At 47.4% G+C, this 18,294-nt stretch carries 16 protein-coding genes; all 16 read right to left on the bottom strand.

Annotated elements, in window-relative coordinates; translation table 11 throughout:
- Window positions 1-46: 46 nt before the first annotated feature.
- The gene (gene csaB / locus ACFSVM_RS22560) at window positions 47-1,219 is read right to left on the bottom strand and encodes a polysaccharide pyruvyl transferase CsaB (protein WP_076314503.1); all 1,173 of its coding nucleotides are present in this window, start codon (window positions 1,217-1,219) and stop codon (window positions 47-49) included.
- Window positions 1,192-3,210, bottom strand: coding sequence for a DUF5693 family protein (locus tag ACFSVM_RS22565; RefSeq protein ID WP_379264723.1), 2,019 nt, complete (start codon window positions 3,208-3,210; stop codon window positions 1,192-1,194). The genes csaB and ACFSVM_RS22565 overlap by 28 nt, the downstream gene beginning before the upstream one ends.
- A 327-nt stretch (window positions 3,211-3,537) precedes the next feature.
- Window positions 3,538-5,253: a phospho-sugar mutase gene (locus tag ACFSVM_RS22570; protein WP_379265223.1), complete on the bottom strand. Its 1,716-nt coding sequence runs from the start codon at window positions 5,251-5,253 to the stop codon at window positions 3,538-3,540.
- Window positions 5,254-5,349: 96 nt separating this feature from the next.
- The gene (gene fabZ, locus ACFSVM_RS22575; protein ID WP_047912381.1) at window positions 5,350-5,781 is read right to left on the bottom strand and encodes a 3-hydroxyacyl-ACP dehydratase FabZ; all 432 of its coding nucleotides are present in this window, start codon (window positions 5,779-5,781) and stop codon (window positions 5,350-5,352) included.
- A 291-nt stretch (window positions 5,782-6,072) separates the two neighbouring features.
- Window positions 6,073-6,276 (bottom strand): DNA-directed RNA polymerase subunit beta, encoded by a 204-nt coding sequence (locus ACFSVM_RS22580; RefSeq protein WP_076314614.1) that lies wholly within the window; start codon window positions 6,274-6,276, stop codon window positions 6,073-6,075.
- Between the two features lie 9 nt (window positions 6,277-6,285).
- Window positions 6,286-7,110, bottom strand: coding sequence for a flagellar hook-basal body protein (locus tag ACFSVM_RS22585; protein WP_076314499.1), 825 nt, complete (start codon window positions 7,108-7,110; stop codon window positions 6,286-6,288).
- A gap of 50 nt (window positions 7,111-7,160) precedes the next feature.
- Window positions 7,161-8,045, bottom strand: coding sequence for a flagellar hook-basal body protein (locus tag ACFSVM_RS22590; protein ID WP_076314498.1), 885 nt, complete (start codon window positions 8,043-8,045; stop codon window positions 7,161-7,163).
- 109 nt (window positions 8,046-8,154) lie between these two features.
- Window positions 8,155-9,153: a rod shape-determining protein gene (gene mreB, locus ACFSVM_RS22595; protein ID WP_047912384.1), complete on the bottom strand. Its 999-nt coding sequence runs from the start codon at window positions 9,151-9,153 to the stop codon at window positions 8,155-8,157.
- Between the two features lie 315 nt (window positions 9,154-9,468).
- Entirely contained in the window at window positions 9,469-9,756 is a 288-nt protein-coding gene (gene spoIIID / locus ACFSVM_RS22600; RefSeq protein WP_047912385.1) for a sporulation transcriptional regulator SpoIIID, read from the bottom strand.
- Between the two features lie 202 nt (window positions 9,757-9,958).
- Entirely contained in the window at window positions 9,959-10,702 is a 744-nt protein-coding gene (locus ACFSVM_RS22605) for a M23 family metallopeptidase (RefSeq protein WP_076314497.1), read from the bottom strand.
- An 84-nt stretch (window positions 10,703-10,786) separates the two neighbouring features.
- Window positions 10,787-12,463: a stage II sporulation protein D gene (spoIID, locus tag ACFSVM_RS22610; RefSeq protein WP_379264727.1), complete on the bottom strand. Its 1,677-nt coding sequence runs from the start codon at window positions 12,461-12,463 to the stop codon at window positions 10,787-10,789.
- Between the two features lie 416 nt (window positions 12,464-12,879).
- Window positions 12,880-14,220: a UDP-N-acetylglucosamine 1-carboxyvinyltransferase gene (gene murA / locus ACFSVM_RS22615; RefSeq protein WP_083656032.1), complete on the bottom strand. Its 1,341-nt coding sequence runs from the start codon at window positions 14,218-14,220 to the stop codon at window positions 12,880-12,882.
- A 598-nt stretch (window positions 14,221-14,818) separates the two neighbouring features.
- Window positions 14,819-15,076 (bottom strand): DUF1146 family protein, encoded by a 258-nt coding sequence (locus ACFSVM_RS22620; RefSeq protein ID WP_047912388.1) that lies wholly within the window; start codon window positions 15,074-15,076, stop codon window positions 14,819-14,821.
- Window positions 15,077-15,371: 295 nt separating this feature from the next.
- Window positions 15,372-15,770 (bottom strand): F0F1 ATP synthase subunit epsilon, encoded by a 399-nt coding sequence (locus ACFSVM_RS22625; protein WP_076314495.1) that lies wholly within the window; start codon window positions 15,768-15,770, stop codon window positions 15,372-15,374.
- Between the two features lie 75 nt (window positions 15,771-15,845).
- The gene (gene atpD, locus ACFSVM_RS22630; protein WP_076314494.1) at window positions 15,846-17,252 is read right to left on the bottom strand and encodes a F0F1 ATP synthase subunit beta; all 1,407 of its coding nucleotides are present in this window, start codon (window positions 17,250-17,252) and stop codon (window positions 15,846-15,848) included.
- A gap of 114 nt (window positions 17,253-17,366) precedes the next feature.
- Window positions 17,367-18,233: an ATP synthase F1 subunit gamma gene (atpG, locus tag ACFSVM_RS22635; RefSeq protein WP_047912392.1), complete on the bottom strand. Its 867-nt coding sequence runs from the start codon at window positions 18,231-18,233 to the stop codon at window positions 17,367-17,369.
- Between the last annotated feature and the right edge of the window lie 61 nt (window positions 18,234-18,294).

The following is an 18,294-nucleotide window of genomic DNA, read 5'->3' on the forward strand; positions in this document are numbered from 1 at the left end:
CCGTCCCGCCAGACGCTTGTTCCTTACGCTCTATCATGACTTTCAATCATCCTTTGCCGCTAAGAAATTTTAGAATGTGAGCTGCAGGCTCCTGAGCTTGCTCTTTCAGCGCAGCGATCGCCTCTTCCTTGTCCGCAAGCCACTCTGCATGAGAATCCAGCATGTCATTAAGTGCAGCAAGCAGCTTGTCTGCATCCAGTGATTCTGTGCTGCCGACAGGCTCACTGTTCAGCCGCTGCAGGAATGCATCGATCTTGGGATCATAAGATACACCTGCGAGCGGTACCCGCTGTGATGCAGCATAGATCAGACTGTGCAGACGCATCCCGAGGACGAGCTTGCATCGGGATACCTCCAGCAGCATCATCTGGGGATCGGTCTGCTGGGAGCAGATACTCACCTTGCTGCCTGTCCCATTCAAATGCCCGATCTTCTTTTTCACATAAGCAGAGGCTTCCTCATCCGAAGGAAGATGGAACGGAAGCAGCCGGATATGCACCTTGCGCTGCTCCGCGAGCTTCTTGAGTCCTTCGCCGATGGCATCCAGCTCTCTTCTCTCCTTGTCCCAGAAACGAACCGACACCCCGATTACAGGCAGGTCTTCCTCCTCTTGTCTTGGTGTCGTTCTTCTTGCACTTCCTCCGCCATACGCAGCGGCCTTCTTCACCTTGGATTCATCGGGCAGTGGTAATCCCATGACAGGGTCTGGGACGACCTTGACATCATTCCACTGAATCCCATAGCTCTGAATGAGCTTGGCTGAATCCTCGTCACGTACTGAGATATACTCACAGTGTTTGAAGACACCACGGATCATCGGGTGAAAAATCTTCCGGTGCACTGGCCCCACGCCCTGCGCATATATAAACGTCGGCTTCTTCATATTCTGTGCCAGTTTAAGAATACCCAGATAATAAGGAATGGACTTCCAGCCCGTTGCATCCTGCAGCAAGCTGCCGCCTCCGCTGATCAGACCGTCGCTCTCCTTAATGGCCCGCCGAACCTCTCCGAGCTTCATCCGATGTACAGCTCTCACGCCATACGTCTGCTGTGTCCATTCAGGATCACCTGATAAGACGATGGGCTCAATTTCAATAGACGAACGCTGGCTTTGTTCCTCAAGCGCTGTAAGAATCGACTTAAGTACCGCTTCATCTCCGCTGTTACGAAAGCCGTAATATCCTGAGATAACTATTTTCTTAGTAGTATTGGTGACCATTTTTTCCAACATCCTTCCAGAACTTGCCACACCAGTATTGCAATCAGTCCAACAATCAGTCCCAGTCCGAGACCAAGCAGTCCACGAATAAGTGACAGATGCACCGGTGTATGAATGTGAGCGAAGGTGCCCACCATAGATAGCTGTGCAATAGCTGCAATGATTAGCAAGTAAATCCCATGACGGTATTTAAGAGCAATAAATGCTCCTACCACGAACATCGGATGGCCCAGCAGGAATTCCTTGTTACGCGGACGTACGCCAAACGTATTCTCAAGGAATGTACGCAGCTGTGCTTCAAACGGCAGTACCGTTCCGGCGTTCCCAGTTCGAGTCATATAGTAATAGCCTACCACACCGACAATACCCACTGCCACTATCATCAAAATCGTGATCGGCCGGTTCAGCAATTGGCGAATTGATGCGACTGACATGGACTTCAGGTAGAAAAATACATAGATGGCAACGAGCAAAACAGGTCCGGAGTACAGTATGCTTACGCCTCTAAATTGATCGATGACGAGTGAATACGTAATGTTGTTAAGCAGTGCAATCATGAACGGAACACCAACGAAGGATAGGATAGATGTCCATACATACAGCAGGATGCTCTTCGATAACCGGCTCTTCACCGATAAGTCAGGCTTTCTCACCTGTGCAGCATTAATCTTTCTTACCGCAAGGATCATCGCAACGGTTGGTGCACTGATCGCAGCCAAGAGAGCTAACGCTTGTTCAAGCAGTGTTGGTCTAAGCAGGAACAGTCCAGCACTTCCAATCAGTCCGAGAACAAAGGCCGGCAGAGTCAGGAACGGAATAAAGTAGGATATCATCAGCGCAATCATTGCCACGCTGCCGACAACGACGACGGCCTTAAAGTATCTCTCACCGCCCGTTTCTGCAACATCAAAAGGCTCTGCCTTGCCCATTACAAAACCGTTGTCTTCCATTCGCTGAACCGCATTTCCTTCTTCACCCAATGCATCCATCAGGTTATCCAAAGGATCCGTTACTTGAGCCGTAAGTGCACTTCTAGCCGGAGCGGCATTTAGGTACAGCATTCGGATGTTCCGGTCCTTCGTTGCCAGTGCGAATCGATCTGAGATCACGTTCACATCCAGGTTTGCATCCGATTCACTGAGTGAATATAGACGAGTGACATTATAATCCGTCAGATATGCAAGGGTGCTGAATCCACTCTGAGGCTTCTTCAGATTCTCGATGGCAGCAAGCCCAATCCCATGCTTGTTCATTAGTTCTGCAAAGGCAGACAGACTCTTCATGTCTTCGTTATCGTTATAACCCTTAACTTTATCGCCATCAAACAGAATCCGTGATACACCATACTGCTCAAAGGTCTCCATCATCGCAGCAGCCGCTTCTTGATCATACGGCAGTGCATCACCCAGACGAGGCATGATGTTGAAGCCACGCTCATGGAGTTCCGCCATCGCAATAGGATCAGGAAGCATCGGCTTCAGCTTCGCATTTTCCGTCGGAGTCTGAAGAACCAGTCCTTCTTCATTCAAATAGGTCCATGGATTCACGGGAATATCGAGTCTTTCGAAAGTATCTTCGATAATTGAAGACAAAGCCTCCCGGCTCTCATCCGATGTGAAGAGAATATACGTGTAGTTCTCATTAACCGGTGGGATTTGACCTGTCAGGTTGGCCGCTTGTACGCTGTCATAGATTGTAATCCTCTCTGACTTGCGGAATTCTTCCAATGTGCTCTCGTACACTGCCATCGTGATGACACCAGCATCCTTCAGCTCGGTCAGCTTCTGGTCAATAAAATCCTGTGGATGCACCTGATAAGCGGCTACTTCGACAAGATCCCGATAATCGAACGCAAGCTCCACGTTCTTCGCGCTTGATTCTGTCTTCACACGATCTGCAATGATGGGAATCGAGGCAATGAGTCCGATAATAACAAGGATCCAGAGCCATTTGCGGGATACGGTGTTCCAATACTGCCATTTTTGACGCACAAAAAGTACCTCCTAAACAAAATAAATTAAAGATAATGAACAGAGACGGTAGAAATGAAGGAAATGAATTCAGCTGAAGAAAATAAGTATAATAATTTTCTATAATCGCATGATACATCGTTACGATGGAGGGTAATAAGTGTATAGGGTGAAAAATGACCTCATATTTTTATACATTTCATATCATGCCCTAAGGAACCAGAAAATTCTCCTTCTGAACCAAACTTGCAATCTGCTGACATAGGAAGAGCCTTTCCGCCAAACAACCCGTAACGGTGCGGAAAGGCTCTCTACAATTAAAGTCTTGCTTATGTTAACTCCTTGACCTTATGCATCCACACGTGCCATTACAGCTTCAATCAAACGATCAATCCGTGCTTGTGCATCTTCATAAGAAGTACCCTGTACCGCAAAATAAACCTTAATCTTCGGCTCCGTCCCTGATGGACGAAGGCAGAACCAGGATCCATCCTCAAGGATAAATTTCAGTACATTTTCTTTTGGCAGACCGTTCAGGCCTTTGGAGTAATCCTGCATCTCTGCCACTCGGATGCCTGCAACCTGATCAGGTGCGGATGTACGCCAATCTGTCATTTTGGACTGGATTTGCGCTACGCCGTCCTTACCTTTCAAGGTTCTCGATTGCAGTGCTTCAAGGAAGTAGCCGAACTGCTCGTACAGCTCCTGCAGTACATCGTAAAGCGTCTTGCCTTGGGCTTTGTAATAAGCCGCCGCTTCACAGATCAACATCGCTGCAAGGACCGCATCCTTATCTCTCGCATAATTACCGGCAAGATAGCCGTAGCTCTCTTCATAGCCGAACAGATACGTATGGCTGCCCGTCGCTTCAAAAGCATCCATCTTCTCACCGATATATTTGAATCCGGTCAGTGTATTAAATACCTGTGCACCGTAATGCTCGGCAATTACTGCCCCCATCTCACTCGTTACGATCGTCTTGACAACCGCACCGTTCGAAGGCAGCTCTCCCCGCTCCTTCATCTGACTGAGCAGGTAATGGGTCATAATCGCCCCGGATTGATTGCCGGACAATACGAAGTATTTGCCGTTCTTATCCTTCACGACCGCTCCCATCCGATCTGCATCGGGGTCGGTACCAATCAGAATATCGGCTCCAACTTGTTCTCCAAGCTCAATCGCCAGGGTGAAGGCTTCTCGCTCTTCCGGGTTTGGAGATTTCACGGTAGAGAACTCGGCATCCGGCTCTGCCTGCTCAGGTACGATATGCAGGTTCGTAAACCCGATCCGCTCAAGCACCTGACGAACCGGATGATGGCCTGTCCCGTGCAGCGGCGTGAATACAATGTTGAAATCCTTCGCGTATTCGGAAGCGATGCGATCACGGTTCAAGCTTACAGAAGCAACCGTTTCAATAAACGCTTCATCCTCCTCTTCGCCAAGCCATACCAGCAGTCCTTCAGCCTCGGCTTCAGCCTGGTTCAGCTTCTTCACTTCACTAAGTGAGGAAATCTCCTGTATGTAGCTGATGACACGTTCTGCTTCGTCCGGTACCAGCTGTCCACCTGAGGCATTGTACACTTTATAGCCGTTATATTCTGGCGGATTGTGGCTCGCTGTAACGACAATACCTCCTGTTGCAGCAAGATGTCTTACGCTAAAAGACAGCTGCGGCGTAGGGCGCAGTGATGGATACAATTTAGCAACAATCCCATTCGCTGCAAGGACCAGCGCAGCCTCCAGGGCAAATTCAGGTGAGAAGTGACGTGAATCATGTGCAATGACAACAGAAGGCTGCCCTTCGCCTTGATGCTGTTCAAGAATATATTTGGCAAATCCTTGCGTCGCTTTACCAACCGTATAACGGTTCATGCGGTTGCTTCCTGCTCCAATTACACCACGGAGACCCCCTGTACCAAATTCCAGCTCTCGGTAGAAGCGGTCCTCCAATTCTGTAGTGTCATTCGAAAGCTCTTTAAGCTCCTGCTTCGTCTCCTCATCGATTGAAGGATCCGCAAGCCATTGATTCAAACTGCGTTCTGCTGTTTCACTTAACATTACCATCATTTCTCCCTCCGGCCATGATCATTATTTTCTCTATGTGTTTATCCAGTAAGTACAACCATTAGAGCTGCTATTACTATATAATCATTAACCAATTTATCTAGGATCTGATAACGCAAACATGATTTCGCCTTCAGCAACCACTTTGCCTTCCACGCGAGCCGTTGCTTTTCCCTTGCCAATGGAGCCCTTCAAACGGGTAATCTCCACCTCAAGCTCCAGCGTATCGCCAGGCACTACTTGTCCGCGGAAACGGAAGTTATCCAGTCCAGCCAAAAATCCGATCTTGCCCTTGTTGGCTTCAACGTTAAGAATGGCAACCGCTCCGACCTGAGCCAGTGCTTCGGTAATGAGCACACCCGGCATCACCGGATAACCGGGAAAGTGGCCTGTAAAAAACGGTTCATTCATGGTCACATTCTTGATGCCAACGGCACGCTTGCCCTCTTCCATCTCCACGATCTTGTCCACCAGCAAAAACGGAGGACGGTGTGGAATAATCTCTTGAATTTGATTAATATCGAGCATTATTGGTAAAACTCCTTCCATTCTATGCATAACATCTCAGCTTCTCGTCAAAACTATTCTTATCCTTCATCATCTGCAGTAGTGAAGGTTAAGATAAGGGGGTTTCTCTACCGCTTGCAGAACCGTAAACAGCCTTATGGGCTGCTTGCCCTGCTATAGAGAAGCCCTTTTTTGTTGTTGTTAAATGGAGCCTTGCTTTACGCACAAAGTCCCCCATCATTATACATTTTTCGGGAACAAAAAGAAAACTCCTGCTAAACAGGAGCTTTCCGTATTTTAAATGTTAAACGTCTATGGTGCAAATACCAGATCAAAAATATGCTTCCAGGTACGATAATCAAAGGCTGAACCGATATCCTGTCCACCAACGACCACATAACCCGCAATCATACCGCCGACGAGTGCCAGAATGAACAGCATAGGGATGAGCCACCAGCGCAGGACCTTCTTCCCAGATCCTTTCTTCTTCACCACAGCTGTATCTTCTTGAGTCATTACGTTCACCTATGCCCTCATATTATTCGCGAGATTTAACATGGTATCACTGGAGCTGAGTGCACGCGCAGCCAGCTGGTATGTGCGCTGTACCTCCAGCATCTTGGTCATCTCTGCGGTTAGATCCACATTCGAAGTCTCCAGGTAACCGGAACGAATGGAGGCACCCGCAGGAACACGAGCCGCTGCATTCTCTCCAAAGACTTCTGCTTCCGTCGCTCCCGGTGCTAGTGTATAGAGGTTGTCCGCACTTGCAGAGAGCCCCTCCGGTCTCATTGGCTCAACAAATTGCAGCTGACCTGCAATCGCTGCGTTAGGCGAGTTGCCTATACGGACCAGCAAATTCCCGCTTGCATCTACAGCAGCAGATGAATTTACCGGTGCGGTAATCCCTTCTCCGTCTCTGCCGAGAACAGCGTAACCTTCTGCGGTAACAAGTCTCATCCGCTCATGATCTGCTGGGTCGGGAACAAATTGAAAATTCCCTGCCCGGGTCCAGGCCTTCTCTCCGTTCACCTCAACAGCGAACAGGGCGTTGCCTTCAATAGCCAGATCGGTCGGATTGCCTGTTGCATTCATTTCGCCCTGCGTCATATCCTGCGCAAGTGAAACCATCTGAATGCCGTAGCCTTGCGTAAAGCCCAGTGGCGTGGCACGGCCATCCCGGTTCAGTGGTGAAGCCTGCTGCTGGAACGTGGTTAGTACATCTTCAAAAGAAGCCTGCTTGCTCTTATATCCCACCGTATCTACATTCGCAACGTTATCAGCAATTACATTCAGGCGCTGCTGCAGACTTTGCATAGACACGAGTGCACTTATCATCGAATTATTCATAAATTATCCCCCCAAACTTAAGAGATATGTAAAGCTCTAGCCGTATCCATTTAGACACGACCAATCTCATTCACAGCCTTTTCAAGGCTTTTATCATAGAATTGTATTACCTTCTGATTCGCTTCATACAGTCGCAGCGCCGCCATCATGTCTACCATAGACTGAGACGCATCAACCGTAGATTGCTCCAGAAATCCTTGCTGAACCTGTACATTATCCCCATCTGCCAGCTGCCTTGCCGCCCCTTCACTAGAAGGATCCAATGCAAAGTTACCATTACCTTCTTTAACAAGCTGGTGAGGCTGATCAATAATGGAAATTCCTAGACTAAGCCCTGCAGGGGTGCCGTTCACGGCATTCACCAGACGTCCTTGCTCGTCCACTTTAAATTGATTTACGGATCCTGTCAACACAATCGGCTCGCCATTATCTGACAGCACTTCGTAGCCGGTTGCACTAAGAAGTCTCCCTTCAGCATCCACACTAAATTCACCATTCCGTGTATATTTAACATTGCCTTCACTGTCCTGTACGGTGAAAAAAGCCTGCGGCTGATAAATGACGCTGCCGTTATCGCTAATATATTTACCTGACGCATCAAAGGGTACAGCCTGGCCTGTATTCGGGTCAATCACATTCAGATCGGAATACAGCGCAAAATCCATATTGTTCTCCGTTGGCGTAAGCGCTCCTTGGATATTCGAATACAAGCTCTCCTCCGCATATACGCCTGTGTTGAGCAGACCTACCTTCTTATTGCCGGGCGAGGAAGCATCTCCTGTCCGCTCCAAGAGCATTTCGGGAAAAGAACGAGTCACGCTCTCCACCTGCTTGTATCCTGTTGTATTCAAGTTGGCGATATTTTGCGTCACGGTATCATGTCTGCGCTGCTGGGCTACCATTCCGGCTGCCGCTGTATAAAGACCACGAATCAACCTTACTCCTCCTTCATGTTGTCAGCATATTTGTATATATTATTTAAAGACCAGCTGTTTGATAAGTTATCAATTTAATTTATGTACTGCTTATTGCTATATCGGCAGATTAGAACTTTTTCTTAAGGGAACGATCCAAATGATTAAGCATCAGGCCCGTCCCCTTGACGACGCAGTGCATCGGATCCTCCGCCACCAGAACCGGAACTCTGAGCTCTTCTGCGAGCAGCTCGTCCAATCCTTTGAGCAGTGCACCTCCACCGGTCAAAATCACTCCACGATCAATGATATCCGCAGCCAGTTCAGGCGGAGTCTGCTCCAGTACCGATTTGGCAGAGGCGACGATCCATTCTACAGGGTCGGACAATGCCTCCTGAACCTCACCTGATGTGACCATAATCGTCTTCGGCAAGCCGCTGACCATGTCCCGTCCGCGAATATCGAGCTCAGCCTGCTCACCATTCGGATGTACCGTACCGATCATCATCTTAATATGCTCTGCCGTCCGCTCTCCGATCAGAAGCTTGTACTTATTTTTGATATACTTCAGTATAGCTTCGTCAAACTTGTCCCCCGCCATTTTAATAGAAGAAGAGGTAACGATCTCACCCATCGACAGTACAGCGACATCCGTTGTCCCCCCGCCGATATCGACGACCATATTTCCACTCGGCTCATAGATATTCATGCCTGCGCCAATGGCTGCCGCTTTGGGCTCCTCCTCCAGAAATACTTCCTTCGCCCCACTACGTTCTGCCGCTTCACGAATTGCCTTCTGTTCTACAGAAGTGATATTGGTTGGTGCACATATTAAAATACGGGGACGGCTGTACCAATTCTTGCCGCCAACCCGATGAATGAAATATTTAAGCATCGTTTCCGTAATATCAAAATCAGCAATGACCCCATCACGCAAAGGCCGGATAGCCACGATGTTCCCAGGTGTACGCCCTACCATACGTCTTGCTTCTTCTCCAACGGCGAGGACTCTCTTGGACCCGCTCTCAATCGTAACGACAGAAGGCTCGTCAAGCACAACACCGCTTCCTTTCACGTGAATAAGCACATTTGCTGTGCCAAGATCAATGCCGATATCCTTGCTAAACATATAAAAGAGCCCCCAAAGTGATATTTTATAGGTCCGGGATTTTGCATAAGGTGAATGGTTAACGAATGGATTTATGCAAAATCCTCATGAAAATACGTTGTTTGCTGCATATCGAATCTCGCACCACTCGAATGACTCAAATGAATGCTTAATCCCTCATATAGCTATTGTTCGACAAAAGACAGCAACTTTATGTGAAAGTTCAATCGTATACTAGTCATATTTCGACGTAATCCCATCTTTTAACATATCATACTTCAGGGGAGGTATTCAATGCATTTGTATGCTTCTGGTCCTATCTTAAGCAGGGTGGTCTCAAGATTTGCTGGAGGCGAGCACCTCCCGTTTTTTTCCGCTCGATTTCTTATATTTGATCTTGGTGGCTTCTCCTCCCCGCAAATGACGGATGGATTTATGATACTCAAGAATGTGCTTTACCTGATCGGCAAGATCAGGGTTAATTTCCGGCAGCCGTTCGGTCAAATCCTTATGCACCGTGCTCTTTGAAACGCCAAATTCTTTGGCGATTGTCCGGACCGTATGCCTCGTCTCAACGATGCAGCGTCCAATCTTAATGGTCCGTTCCTTGATGTAATCGTGCACGCTCCCGCCTCCCTACTGTGGATAGTTTGGTACATTATATGAGGGGCGTGCCTAGATATTCACGGTTTCAAAGGGTGACAAGCTTAGGTAGATGGATTTATTTTCATTTTCATTATCCACAGGTTTGTCCATTTCCGCGATTTAAGCGGCAAAAAAGAAAAACAGCGGGTTTCCCCGCTGCTTTATAAAGATAGATCTTTTATTATTTTTGTGGCAGGTACTGCTCTGGATTAACCGGTTTTCCTGCTTCGAATACTTCAAAGTGTACGTGGTTGCCAAGATCCTTCTTCAGCTCGCTGGTTCCGGATGAGGCGATGATATCACCTTGTTTGACCTTATCATCCTGTTTCACTGTTACGTTAGACAAGCTTTGGTATACCGTCTTCAGATCGTTGTCGTGTGTAATTTCAACGACCATTCCGTTTAACGGATGTGTTTCAACACGAGTTACGGTACCGCTCATTGCTGCTTTGACTTCAAAGCTCTGATCATCTGCTCTTGCGAGGTCAATACCGACATTGGCAAAAAACGTTTGGTCATACTCTAGCAATGCACTTGCTTTTTCTTCATTCGAAGCTTCTGAATCATAGAAAGGCTTCACGACACTTACATCAGCTGGGCTTGCAACCGGCCATGCGAGATTCTCGGCTGTACCTTCTCCTTCACCGCTGCTAGCAGGCTCTTCTTCTAGATTCACTCCAGTGGTAGGAACGGATTCTCCTGTTTCTGAAACCTCATTTACGGTCTCATTCACTAGAGATTGTCTGGTTGTGTCCTGGTAGACCCACACTAAAGTTAGTATAATAGCTGCTGCGGCAATGTAAGCTGCCGGGTATACCCACCGTTTGGACAACAGCCTTTTCCAGGATGAAGGTTGTGAACTTTGTGCTCCTTGATTGGATTTTGGAGCATCTTCTTGGTTTTGATTTTTGTTTTGTTCATTCATATTCTATCACCTCAGTAACAAGTGTTACCGGGCGCAACTCTTTTATACTCGCCTATTAAAATATTTATGAAATTTTTTGAGAGTTCAGGATTTCTCTTTATATAAGAGCTCAGAGGCTCGTCCGAACGATATCCCTGTATAGTAGTGTTTGAGAATCTCTGTTGCTGTATATCCTTCCATAGCCATGCCGTTCGCCCCCCACTGGCTCATCCCTACGCCATGCCCGTAGCCGATCGTCGTGATCGTAATCTCATTTCCTTTGGTAGACCATTTGAACTCACTAGATCTAAGCCCCAGCAGCTCTCTTATATCTTGTCCGGAGAAAATCTTGCTGCCTACACGAATCTCTTTGATCCGATTCCCCTCGGTCTTGGAGATGACTTCGATAAAAGGCTTGACCCCTGCGTTATTCGTAGACACTGGCACCGGATCCGGAATGACATTCAGCTTATTCAAAAATTCCACACGCGTCATTGTCACACTCTCTTGAAATCCAGGTGCAATCTTGGCATCCCATGGACTTGCCACGCTTCTAAGGTAAGGAACCGCCTCTTGCCACACTTCCTCGGAGTTCTCTGTGTATCCATTGCTGGTGGAGAAGAAGGAGGCCGTAATCGGTTGTCCTTTGTACGTCATAATCGAATCCTTGCTCTCCCGGACAGCCTGCTCCAGCTTGGCCCATTCCTCTTGCTTGCCTAGCTCGGCCCACTTGTCTTCCAGACCGCCGTACGGATGATAAACCTGGTGATCCACAGTATCTGTGACATCAGCACCGCTGACCGGAACGCCGCTGGCATTGCCTGCGGCGAGACGCTTCACGATATAAGTGCGCGCGGCAATGGCCTGCGCCTTCAACGCCTCGAGGCCGAAGTCCGAAGGCATTTCGGCCGCCAGTACCCCGGTGACGTACTGCTCCAGCGTCACCGTATCAATGGTGCCCGTCTCCGCCAGGTAGACGCGCACCGTGGGTTCGGGATACACCTGGGCCGGCTGCGTAACGGCCGGCCCAGGTGTATCCGGCGCTGAGGCAGCCGGCGGAGCTGCTGCCTCCTGCGGCGCCTTCCCGCCGGTGCTGCTGCCGGCGGGAGGCGCGGTTTGCTCCGCCGCTGGCGCTGGCTGCGGCGGGGTCCCCTCGCGGGGCCAAGCGAGCACTGCTGGGATCAGCAGTGCGGTGAGGGCCAGCCCCGCGAGGCCGGCGGCAGGTGCGAAGCGCCGCCGAGGGGGGCGCCGCGAGCTGCTGCCGCGGCGCCAGACGTAACGGGCCGTGGCGGGAGCCGGCCCGTCCTCTTCGTGAGCAGCCGGCGAACGATCCGGCTGCGGCCCCACCCCTGGCTGCAACTTACCCCCTGGATCCGTCTCCGATTCAGCCGCTGTTTTTCCTGCCGTACCGAAGAAAAACACCTCAGGCAGCTTGTTTCTGATAGAAGCCGTCTGCTTCAACCCTGATTGATGTCCTGCATGTTTCTCATTGAAGTCATGCTTGACGGGCGCCTCCTCAGCAGCTGTAATCTGATGATTCAGTTTTTTTAACCTTTTACTTTCTTCTTTTTTTTGTATCACGTTGATATCTATTAGGGTAGAGTCAGGTGCGTTCTGCTTCTTTTTTGAGATCAAGTACGGAGTAGATTCCACCTCTTCCTGCTCTGTGGGATTAGAATTAACAGAATGACGATCTGGCCATGGGATTCGGACGATCCGGCTTCTTCGATAAGTGCGTACTCGTTCTTTCTTATAAGATGTATTGCTGCGTATCTTGCTCATCTTCGTGTTTCCCTCCGTTCTATTTGCCTGTCCATGTTTCAAACAAGGCTCGTAGAGACTTCATAGACTATACATATGAGTCCCCACCATCTGATAGAACCAAATAAGAGAATCGAAATGAAGAGACTAGCAGGTCGTTATAGAGTGATCTTACATCGTATTCAAACCCTAAATGCGCATGCAGCGCGTCATTATAATCATTTTAAAAACATTCCATATAGGAGCTGTTACCGCTTCATATTAGAAGCTGCTACTAATAGTAGATAACACAGGCTCTAATCCTTGCTTTTTCCAAATTCGTAGAATTACACTTTTAGTAACTTACTTTAATCAATATAAAATCAAAAAAAAGAACCAGGGCTGCTAGGAGCCTGGTTCTCTGTTCGAACACACTGTTGCATATATTTGTATTATCCTTATGCCAGACTGGATTGAACTTTGAAGAGAGGTGTTTCTTCCGCCTTCTTCTCGCTTGCCTTGTTCTCCAGCTTCGGCTCTTCCACAGATACACGGTAAATGTCAGCACCAAGGCCATTCAGCTTCTCAGCCAAATGAACATATCCACGATCGATATGATGTACACCACCGACCTCTGTCGTACCGTCAGCAATTAATCCAGCCAAGATCAGAGCCGCCCCTGCACGCAGGTCTGTCGATGTGACTTTGGCTCCGGTCAGCTTAGCACCGCCCGTAATAATAGAAGAGCGGCCTTCTACTTTAATTTCGGCATTCATCAGATTAAACTCATCGACATGCATAAAGCGATTCTCAAACACCGTTTCCGTTACAACACTGGTTCCTTCAGATTTAAGCAAGAGCGCCATCATCTGCGATTGCATATCTGTAGGGAAACCTGGGTATGGTAAGGTTTTGACATCTACAGCTTTGAGAGGACCGTCCGCAATTACACGAACACCGTTCTCATCAGGAATAATGGTTACGCCCATTTCTTCCATCTTGGAGATAACCGGACCGAGGTGATCCGAGATCGCTCCCTCGACATAAACGTCGCCGCCTGTAATGGCAGCTGCCGCCATATAGGTACCTGCTTCAATCCGGTCAGGAATAACGGTGTGCTTCACGCCATGAAGTTTGTCAACTCCATCAATACGAATGACACCTGTACCCGCACCGCGAACCTTAGCACCCATTCCATTGAGGTAGTTAGCAAGATCGACAATCTCAGGCTCTTTTGCTGCATTCTCAATCGTCGTTGTTCCTTCAGCAAGTGTAGCTGCCATCATGATATTCTCTGTCGCTCCCACACTGGCTACGTCCAGATAAATCTTAGCTCCACGCAGCTTGCCGTTAGAACGTGCTTCTATATAACCTTGACCAAGGCTGATTTCCGCACCCATCGCTTCAAACCCTTTGAGATGCTGGTCAATCGGGCGAGTACCAATGGCGCATCCGCCTGGTAAAGATATTTTTGTATAACCCATCCGAGTTAGCAAAGGACCCATAACCAAAAAGGAAGCCCGCATTTTCGTAACCCATTCGTAAGGGGCCTCGCACGAAGTTAAATTCGTTGCATTTACAGTAATTACCTCATCCTGGTATTGTACTTCCGCTCCTAGCGATTCCAGTACTTTGTTAATAGTCATCACATCGTCGAGAGGAGGTGCATCAATAATTGTGCTTACTCCTACTTCCCCTAAGAGAGAGGCGGCGATGATCGGAAGAACTGAATTTTTAGCGCCGCTGACTTTGACACTTCCGGTCAATCTCTTGCCTCCGCGGACGATAAATTTGCTCATCATGGTTCCCTCCGCGCGTTTTTTTCCCTTTTCTGCTTACAATCTTAGATCCTGTAAAACAGATCATCCGTTGCTTGCCCGAATGAATCGGAAAATTCGACATCATCATTTAATGTTCGTCAAGATGTCTTTCTTCAGAAAAGAATCGTTTTCATTGTTATTAGAATAATTTGATCATAACTACACTACAAATCGAAGAAAAAGCGAGTCATTCGCTAATCCCCTAAATTCCATCATAACACCTTATAAATAAAGGAGACAAGCATTTTTTCAATTAAGGCAGAATATTCAAGTTCCAACTTCCATTAACACTTGTTTGACCCATCTTATTCAAGGACATTCATTACTTTCATTGTTCACATAAATACATGATGTTATTCGACAAAAGCCGTGTTGTTCTTGCCTAACAGAGATTAACCAGCTTTATATATCTTTAAAACAAGATTTTTATAAAATTATTCTTCACCTTGCTTTATGGTAATTCCTGGTCGAAAACAAGCTGAACAGCACATTTGATTAAATCTCACATGACTGAATCAATTTCTTGAACAACTTATACTATGAAATTGATTCTGCGAAGTGAATTTATGTAAATTCACTAGAACAGATATCTCAGCATTTGAGTCCAGCTTAAATACTTTAGTATGAACTCAGATACGAAATGACCAATGACAATTGCGATTAACAGCTGCAGCATCCTTGCTTGGGGACTCTGCGGGTGACGTACGAATAAATCCAATTTCAAATGCTGTAATGACCACCAAGCTAAGGCAACACAGGCGAGTGAAACGATCATCGCTACCAGACCATTCACACTAACCGCTTGATTAAGCTGGTCGTTCACCAATTGATCCATATCCTACCCTCCGCCTTTATCATAACATCAGAAAATCACACACTGAGAAATCATAGTCGGTAGACGTCCCCTTGTCAACATGCCAAATACCTTATCTGACTGCCAATATACGTCACTTCCGTCAAAATTGTTCTCTTTCAGACACATTTCCTGTTTGTCCGAGCAATTCTCTGTCATTTCCTCGGAAATAATATCAAAAAATTAAAAGAAGGATCTGGGACACATTCATGCCCCAAATCCTTCTTCAGTTCATATATATTTAGAATGATCTCAAAGCTTCATTCTAACTTATTGATTACTGACCGGAAACTTTAAGTCGGTTCATGGCTTTTTGCAGTGCAAGCTCAGCACGTCTGTGATCAAATTGATCCCGATTGCTCGATAGACGTGTTTCTGCACGCTCTTTCGCAGCTCTTGCACGATCAACATCGATCTCATTAGCCAGCTCCGCACTTTCAGCCAGAATAACGACCTTCTCTTTGCGAACTTCAACAAATCCACCGGCAACGGCGATCTTTTGCTCTTTACCGTTCGCTTTAATCGTTACAGGGGCAATCTGCAATGGAGTCACGAAGGGTACGTGACCAGGTAAAATACCCAGTTCTCCCTCTAGACCTCGTACAACCAGACTGTCAGCCTGTTCAGAGTAGATGAGTCGCTCCGGAGTTACGATTTCCAATAAAAAGGTGCTCACTGTCATCCCTCCTGAACACTATCCGCAAGGGATAGTTCACTTCATGTGTGGATCATTAGTTCTAAGTCTTAAGAACTATTCCATTGATTTTGCTTTTTCTACAGCTTCTTCAATAGTACCCACGAACAAGAATGCAGCTTCCGGAAGATGATCGTACTTGCCGTCGAGGATTTCTTTAAAGCTGCGTACTGTTTCTTTAACAGGAACATATTTACCCGGAATACCGTTAAATGCTTCTGCTACGTGGAACGGCTGGGACAAGAAACGTTGAATTTTACGTGCACGTGCAACGAGCATTTTATCTTCTTCACTAAGCTCGTCCATACCCAGGATCGCGATGATGTCTTGAAGCTCATTATAACGAGCCAAGATACGCTTAACGCCTTGTGCCACATTGTAATGCTCTTCACCCACAACGTCCGGTGTAAGAATACGGGAGCTGGAAGCAAGAGGATCTACCGCAGGATAGATACCCATCTCAGAGATTTTACGCTCAAGGTTTGTCGTTGCATCCAAGTGAGCAAAGGTTGTTGCTGGAGCCGGATCCGTATAGTCATCGGCTGGTACATAGATCGCTTGGATGGAAGTAACGGAACCTGTCTTCGTGGAAGTAATACGCTCTTGCAATTGTCCCATTTCCGTTGCAAGTGTAGGCTGATAACCTACCGCAGACGGCATACGACCGAGCAAAGCGGATACTTCAGAACCCGCTTGAGTAAAGCGGAAGATGTTATCGATGAAGAGAAGTACGTCTCTTCCTTCTTGATCACGGAAATATTCTGCCATTGTCAGACCTGTCAACGCTACGCGAAGACGTGCACCTGGTGGCTCGTTCATCTGTCCGAATACCATTGCCGTCTTGCTGATAACGCCGGAATCCGTCATTTCATGGTACAAGTCATTACCTTCACGTGTACGCTCACCAACACCGGCAAATACGGAGATACCACCGTGCTCTTGTGCAATGTTATTGATAAGCTCCTGAATCGTAACGGTCTTACCTACACCGGCACCACCGAAGAGACCGATCTTACCACCCTTAGCATAAGGAGCAAGCAAGTCGATAACTTTGATTCCTGTTTCCAGCATTTCTGCTTGTGTAGACAATTCTTCAAACTTAGGTGCTTGACGGTGAATCGGGTTACGAGTAACGTCGGCTTGAATCGTTGTTCCATTATCAATCGGCTCGCCCAATACGTTAAATACACGTCCCAAAGTAGCCTCACCAACAGGAACGGAGATTGCTTGTGTTGTATTCACTGCTTCCATGCCGCGTACAAGACCGTCTGTGGAAGACATGGCAATACAACGTACACGGTTATCACCAAGATGTTTTGCTGCTTCAAGAGTCAGATTGATCTCGGTGCCGCTGTCTGTAGTTGTATTGATCGTAATCGCATTATTAATATCCGGGAGTCCGCCGCGGTCGAACTCGACGTCAACGACCGCACCCTGTATGCTGACAACGCGTCCTTTATTCATCTTTTAGTTCCCTCCTACAAGCTATAACAGATCAAAAAGTCCAAAGAAATATTTATTTCTCCATTAACATTAATCCCTGATTAGCCTTCGATTTATATTATTCCGTACATGACTTTAAGATTGAGCGTTAGCTCCCGCAACGATTTCCGTAATCTCTTGCGTGATCGCAGCCTGACGAGCACGGTTATACGTAAGAGACAGCTCTCCAATAAGCTTGGAGGCATTCTTCGTCGCAGATCCCATGGCGGTCATCTTGGCACCAAGCTCACTTGCTTTACCGTTCAAGAGCGCACCGTAGATCAACGTTTCTGCATAGCGTGGAAGAAGAGCTTCCAGCACAGCATCCGCAGAAGGTTCATACTCATATTGAGCAGAAGCACCCGTGGATTGTTTCTCTGGTCTTTCCATAGGCAGAAGCTTCTCAACGGTTGGAACTTGAGTAAGTGCATTCACAAAACGGCTGTAACAGATATAAATCTCATCAAACTTACCTTCCTCAAATCCATTTACAGCTTGGTTCGCTATGGTTTTGATGTCTGCAAAAGAAGGCGAATCTGATAGATCCGTTACATCCAACTCAATGGCCTGTTCCCGGCGTCTGAAGTAATCACGACCCTTTCTTCCGATGACATAGAGAACATACTCATCCTGGGAGGAGTGGCGTTCTTTAAGGGTAAGTGTGACTTGACGCAGGATGTTGGCATTGTATCCACCCGCAAGACCACGGTCTGAAGTGATGATCAGATAAGCTGTTTTCTTAACCGGACGTGAGACAAGCATCGGATGACTGACCTCATTGGAGGAAGATGCGATGCTTGTTACGACTTCCTTAAGTTTCTCGGAGTATGGGCGAGCAGCTTCTGCTTTCTCCTGGGCTTTTCTTAGCTTGGAGGCAGCGACCATCTCCATTGCTTTGGTGATTTGCTTCGTGCTTTGAACACTTTTGATTTGGCGCTTGATTTCGCGCATGCCTTTTGCCATTTTTTTCACCACCTTAAAGTTTTGACGTAGTCAAAACTAGCATCGTAAGCATAAACCTTAA

It is taken from the genome of Paenibacillus shunpengii, assembly GCF_042684905.1.
Lineage (GTDB): Bacteria > Bacillota > Bacilli > Paenibacillales > Paenibacillaceae > Paenibacillus > Paenibacillus shunpengii.

Excerpts from the sequence above, each read along its gene's own strand:
- csaB (WP_076314503.1), bottom strand. The coding sequence starts at position 1,219 with ATGGTCACCAATACTACTAAGAAAATAGTTATCTCAGGATATTACGGC.
- ACFSVM_RS22570 (WP_379265223.1), bottom strand. The coding sequence starts at position 5,253 with ATGGTAATGTTAAGTGAAACAGCAGAACGCAGTTTGAATCAATGGCTT.
- fabZ (WP_047912381.1), bottom strand. The coding sequence starts at position 5,781 with ATGCTCGATATTAATCAAATTCAAGAGATTATTCCACACCGTCCTCCG.
- ACFSVM_RS22580 (WP_076314614.1), bottom strand. The coding sequence starts at position 6,276 with ATGACTCAAGAAGATACAGCTGTGGTGAAGAAGAAAGGATCTGGGAAG.
- ACFSVM_RS22585 (WP_076314499.1), bottom strand. The coding sequence starts at position 7,110 with ATGAATAATTCGATGATAAGTGCACTCGTGTCTATGCAAAGTCTGCAG.
- mreB (WP_047912384.1), bottom strand. The coding sequence starts at position 9,153 with ATGTTTAGCAAGGATATCGGCATTGATCTTGGCACAGCAAATGTGCTT.
- ACFSVM_RS22605 (WP_076314497.1), bottom strand. The coding sequence starts at position 10,702 with ATGAATGAACAAAACAAAAATCAAAACCAAGAAGATGCTCCAAAATCC.
- spoIID (WP_379264727.1), bottom strand. The coding sequence starts at position 12,463 with ATGAGCAAGATACGCAGCAATACATCTTATAAGAAAGAACGAGTACGC.
- murA (WP_083656032.1), bottom strand. The coding sequence starts at position 14,220 with ATGAGCAAATTTATCGTCCGCGGAGGCAAGAGATTGACCGGAAGTGTC.
- ACFSVM_RS22620 (WP_047912388.1), bottom strand. The coding sequence starts at position 15,076 with ATGGATCAATTGGTGAACGACCAGCTTAATCAAGCGGTTAGTGTGAAT.
- atpD (WP_076314494.1), bottom strand. The coding sequence starts at position 17,252 with ATGAATAAAGGACGCGTTGTCAGCATACAGGGTGCGGTCGTTGACGTC.
- atpG (WP_047912392.1), bottom strand. The coding sequence starts at position 18,233 with ATGGCAAAAGGCATGCGCGAAATCAAGCGCCAAATCAAAAGTGTTCAA.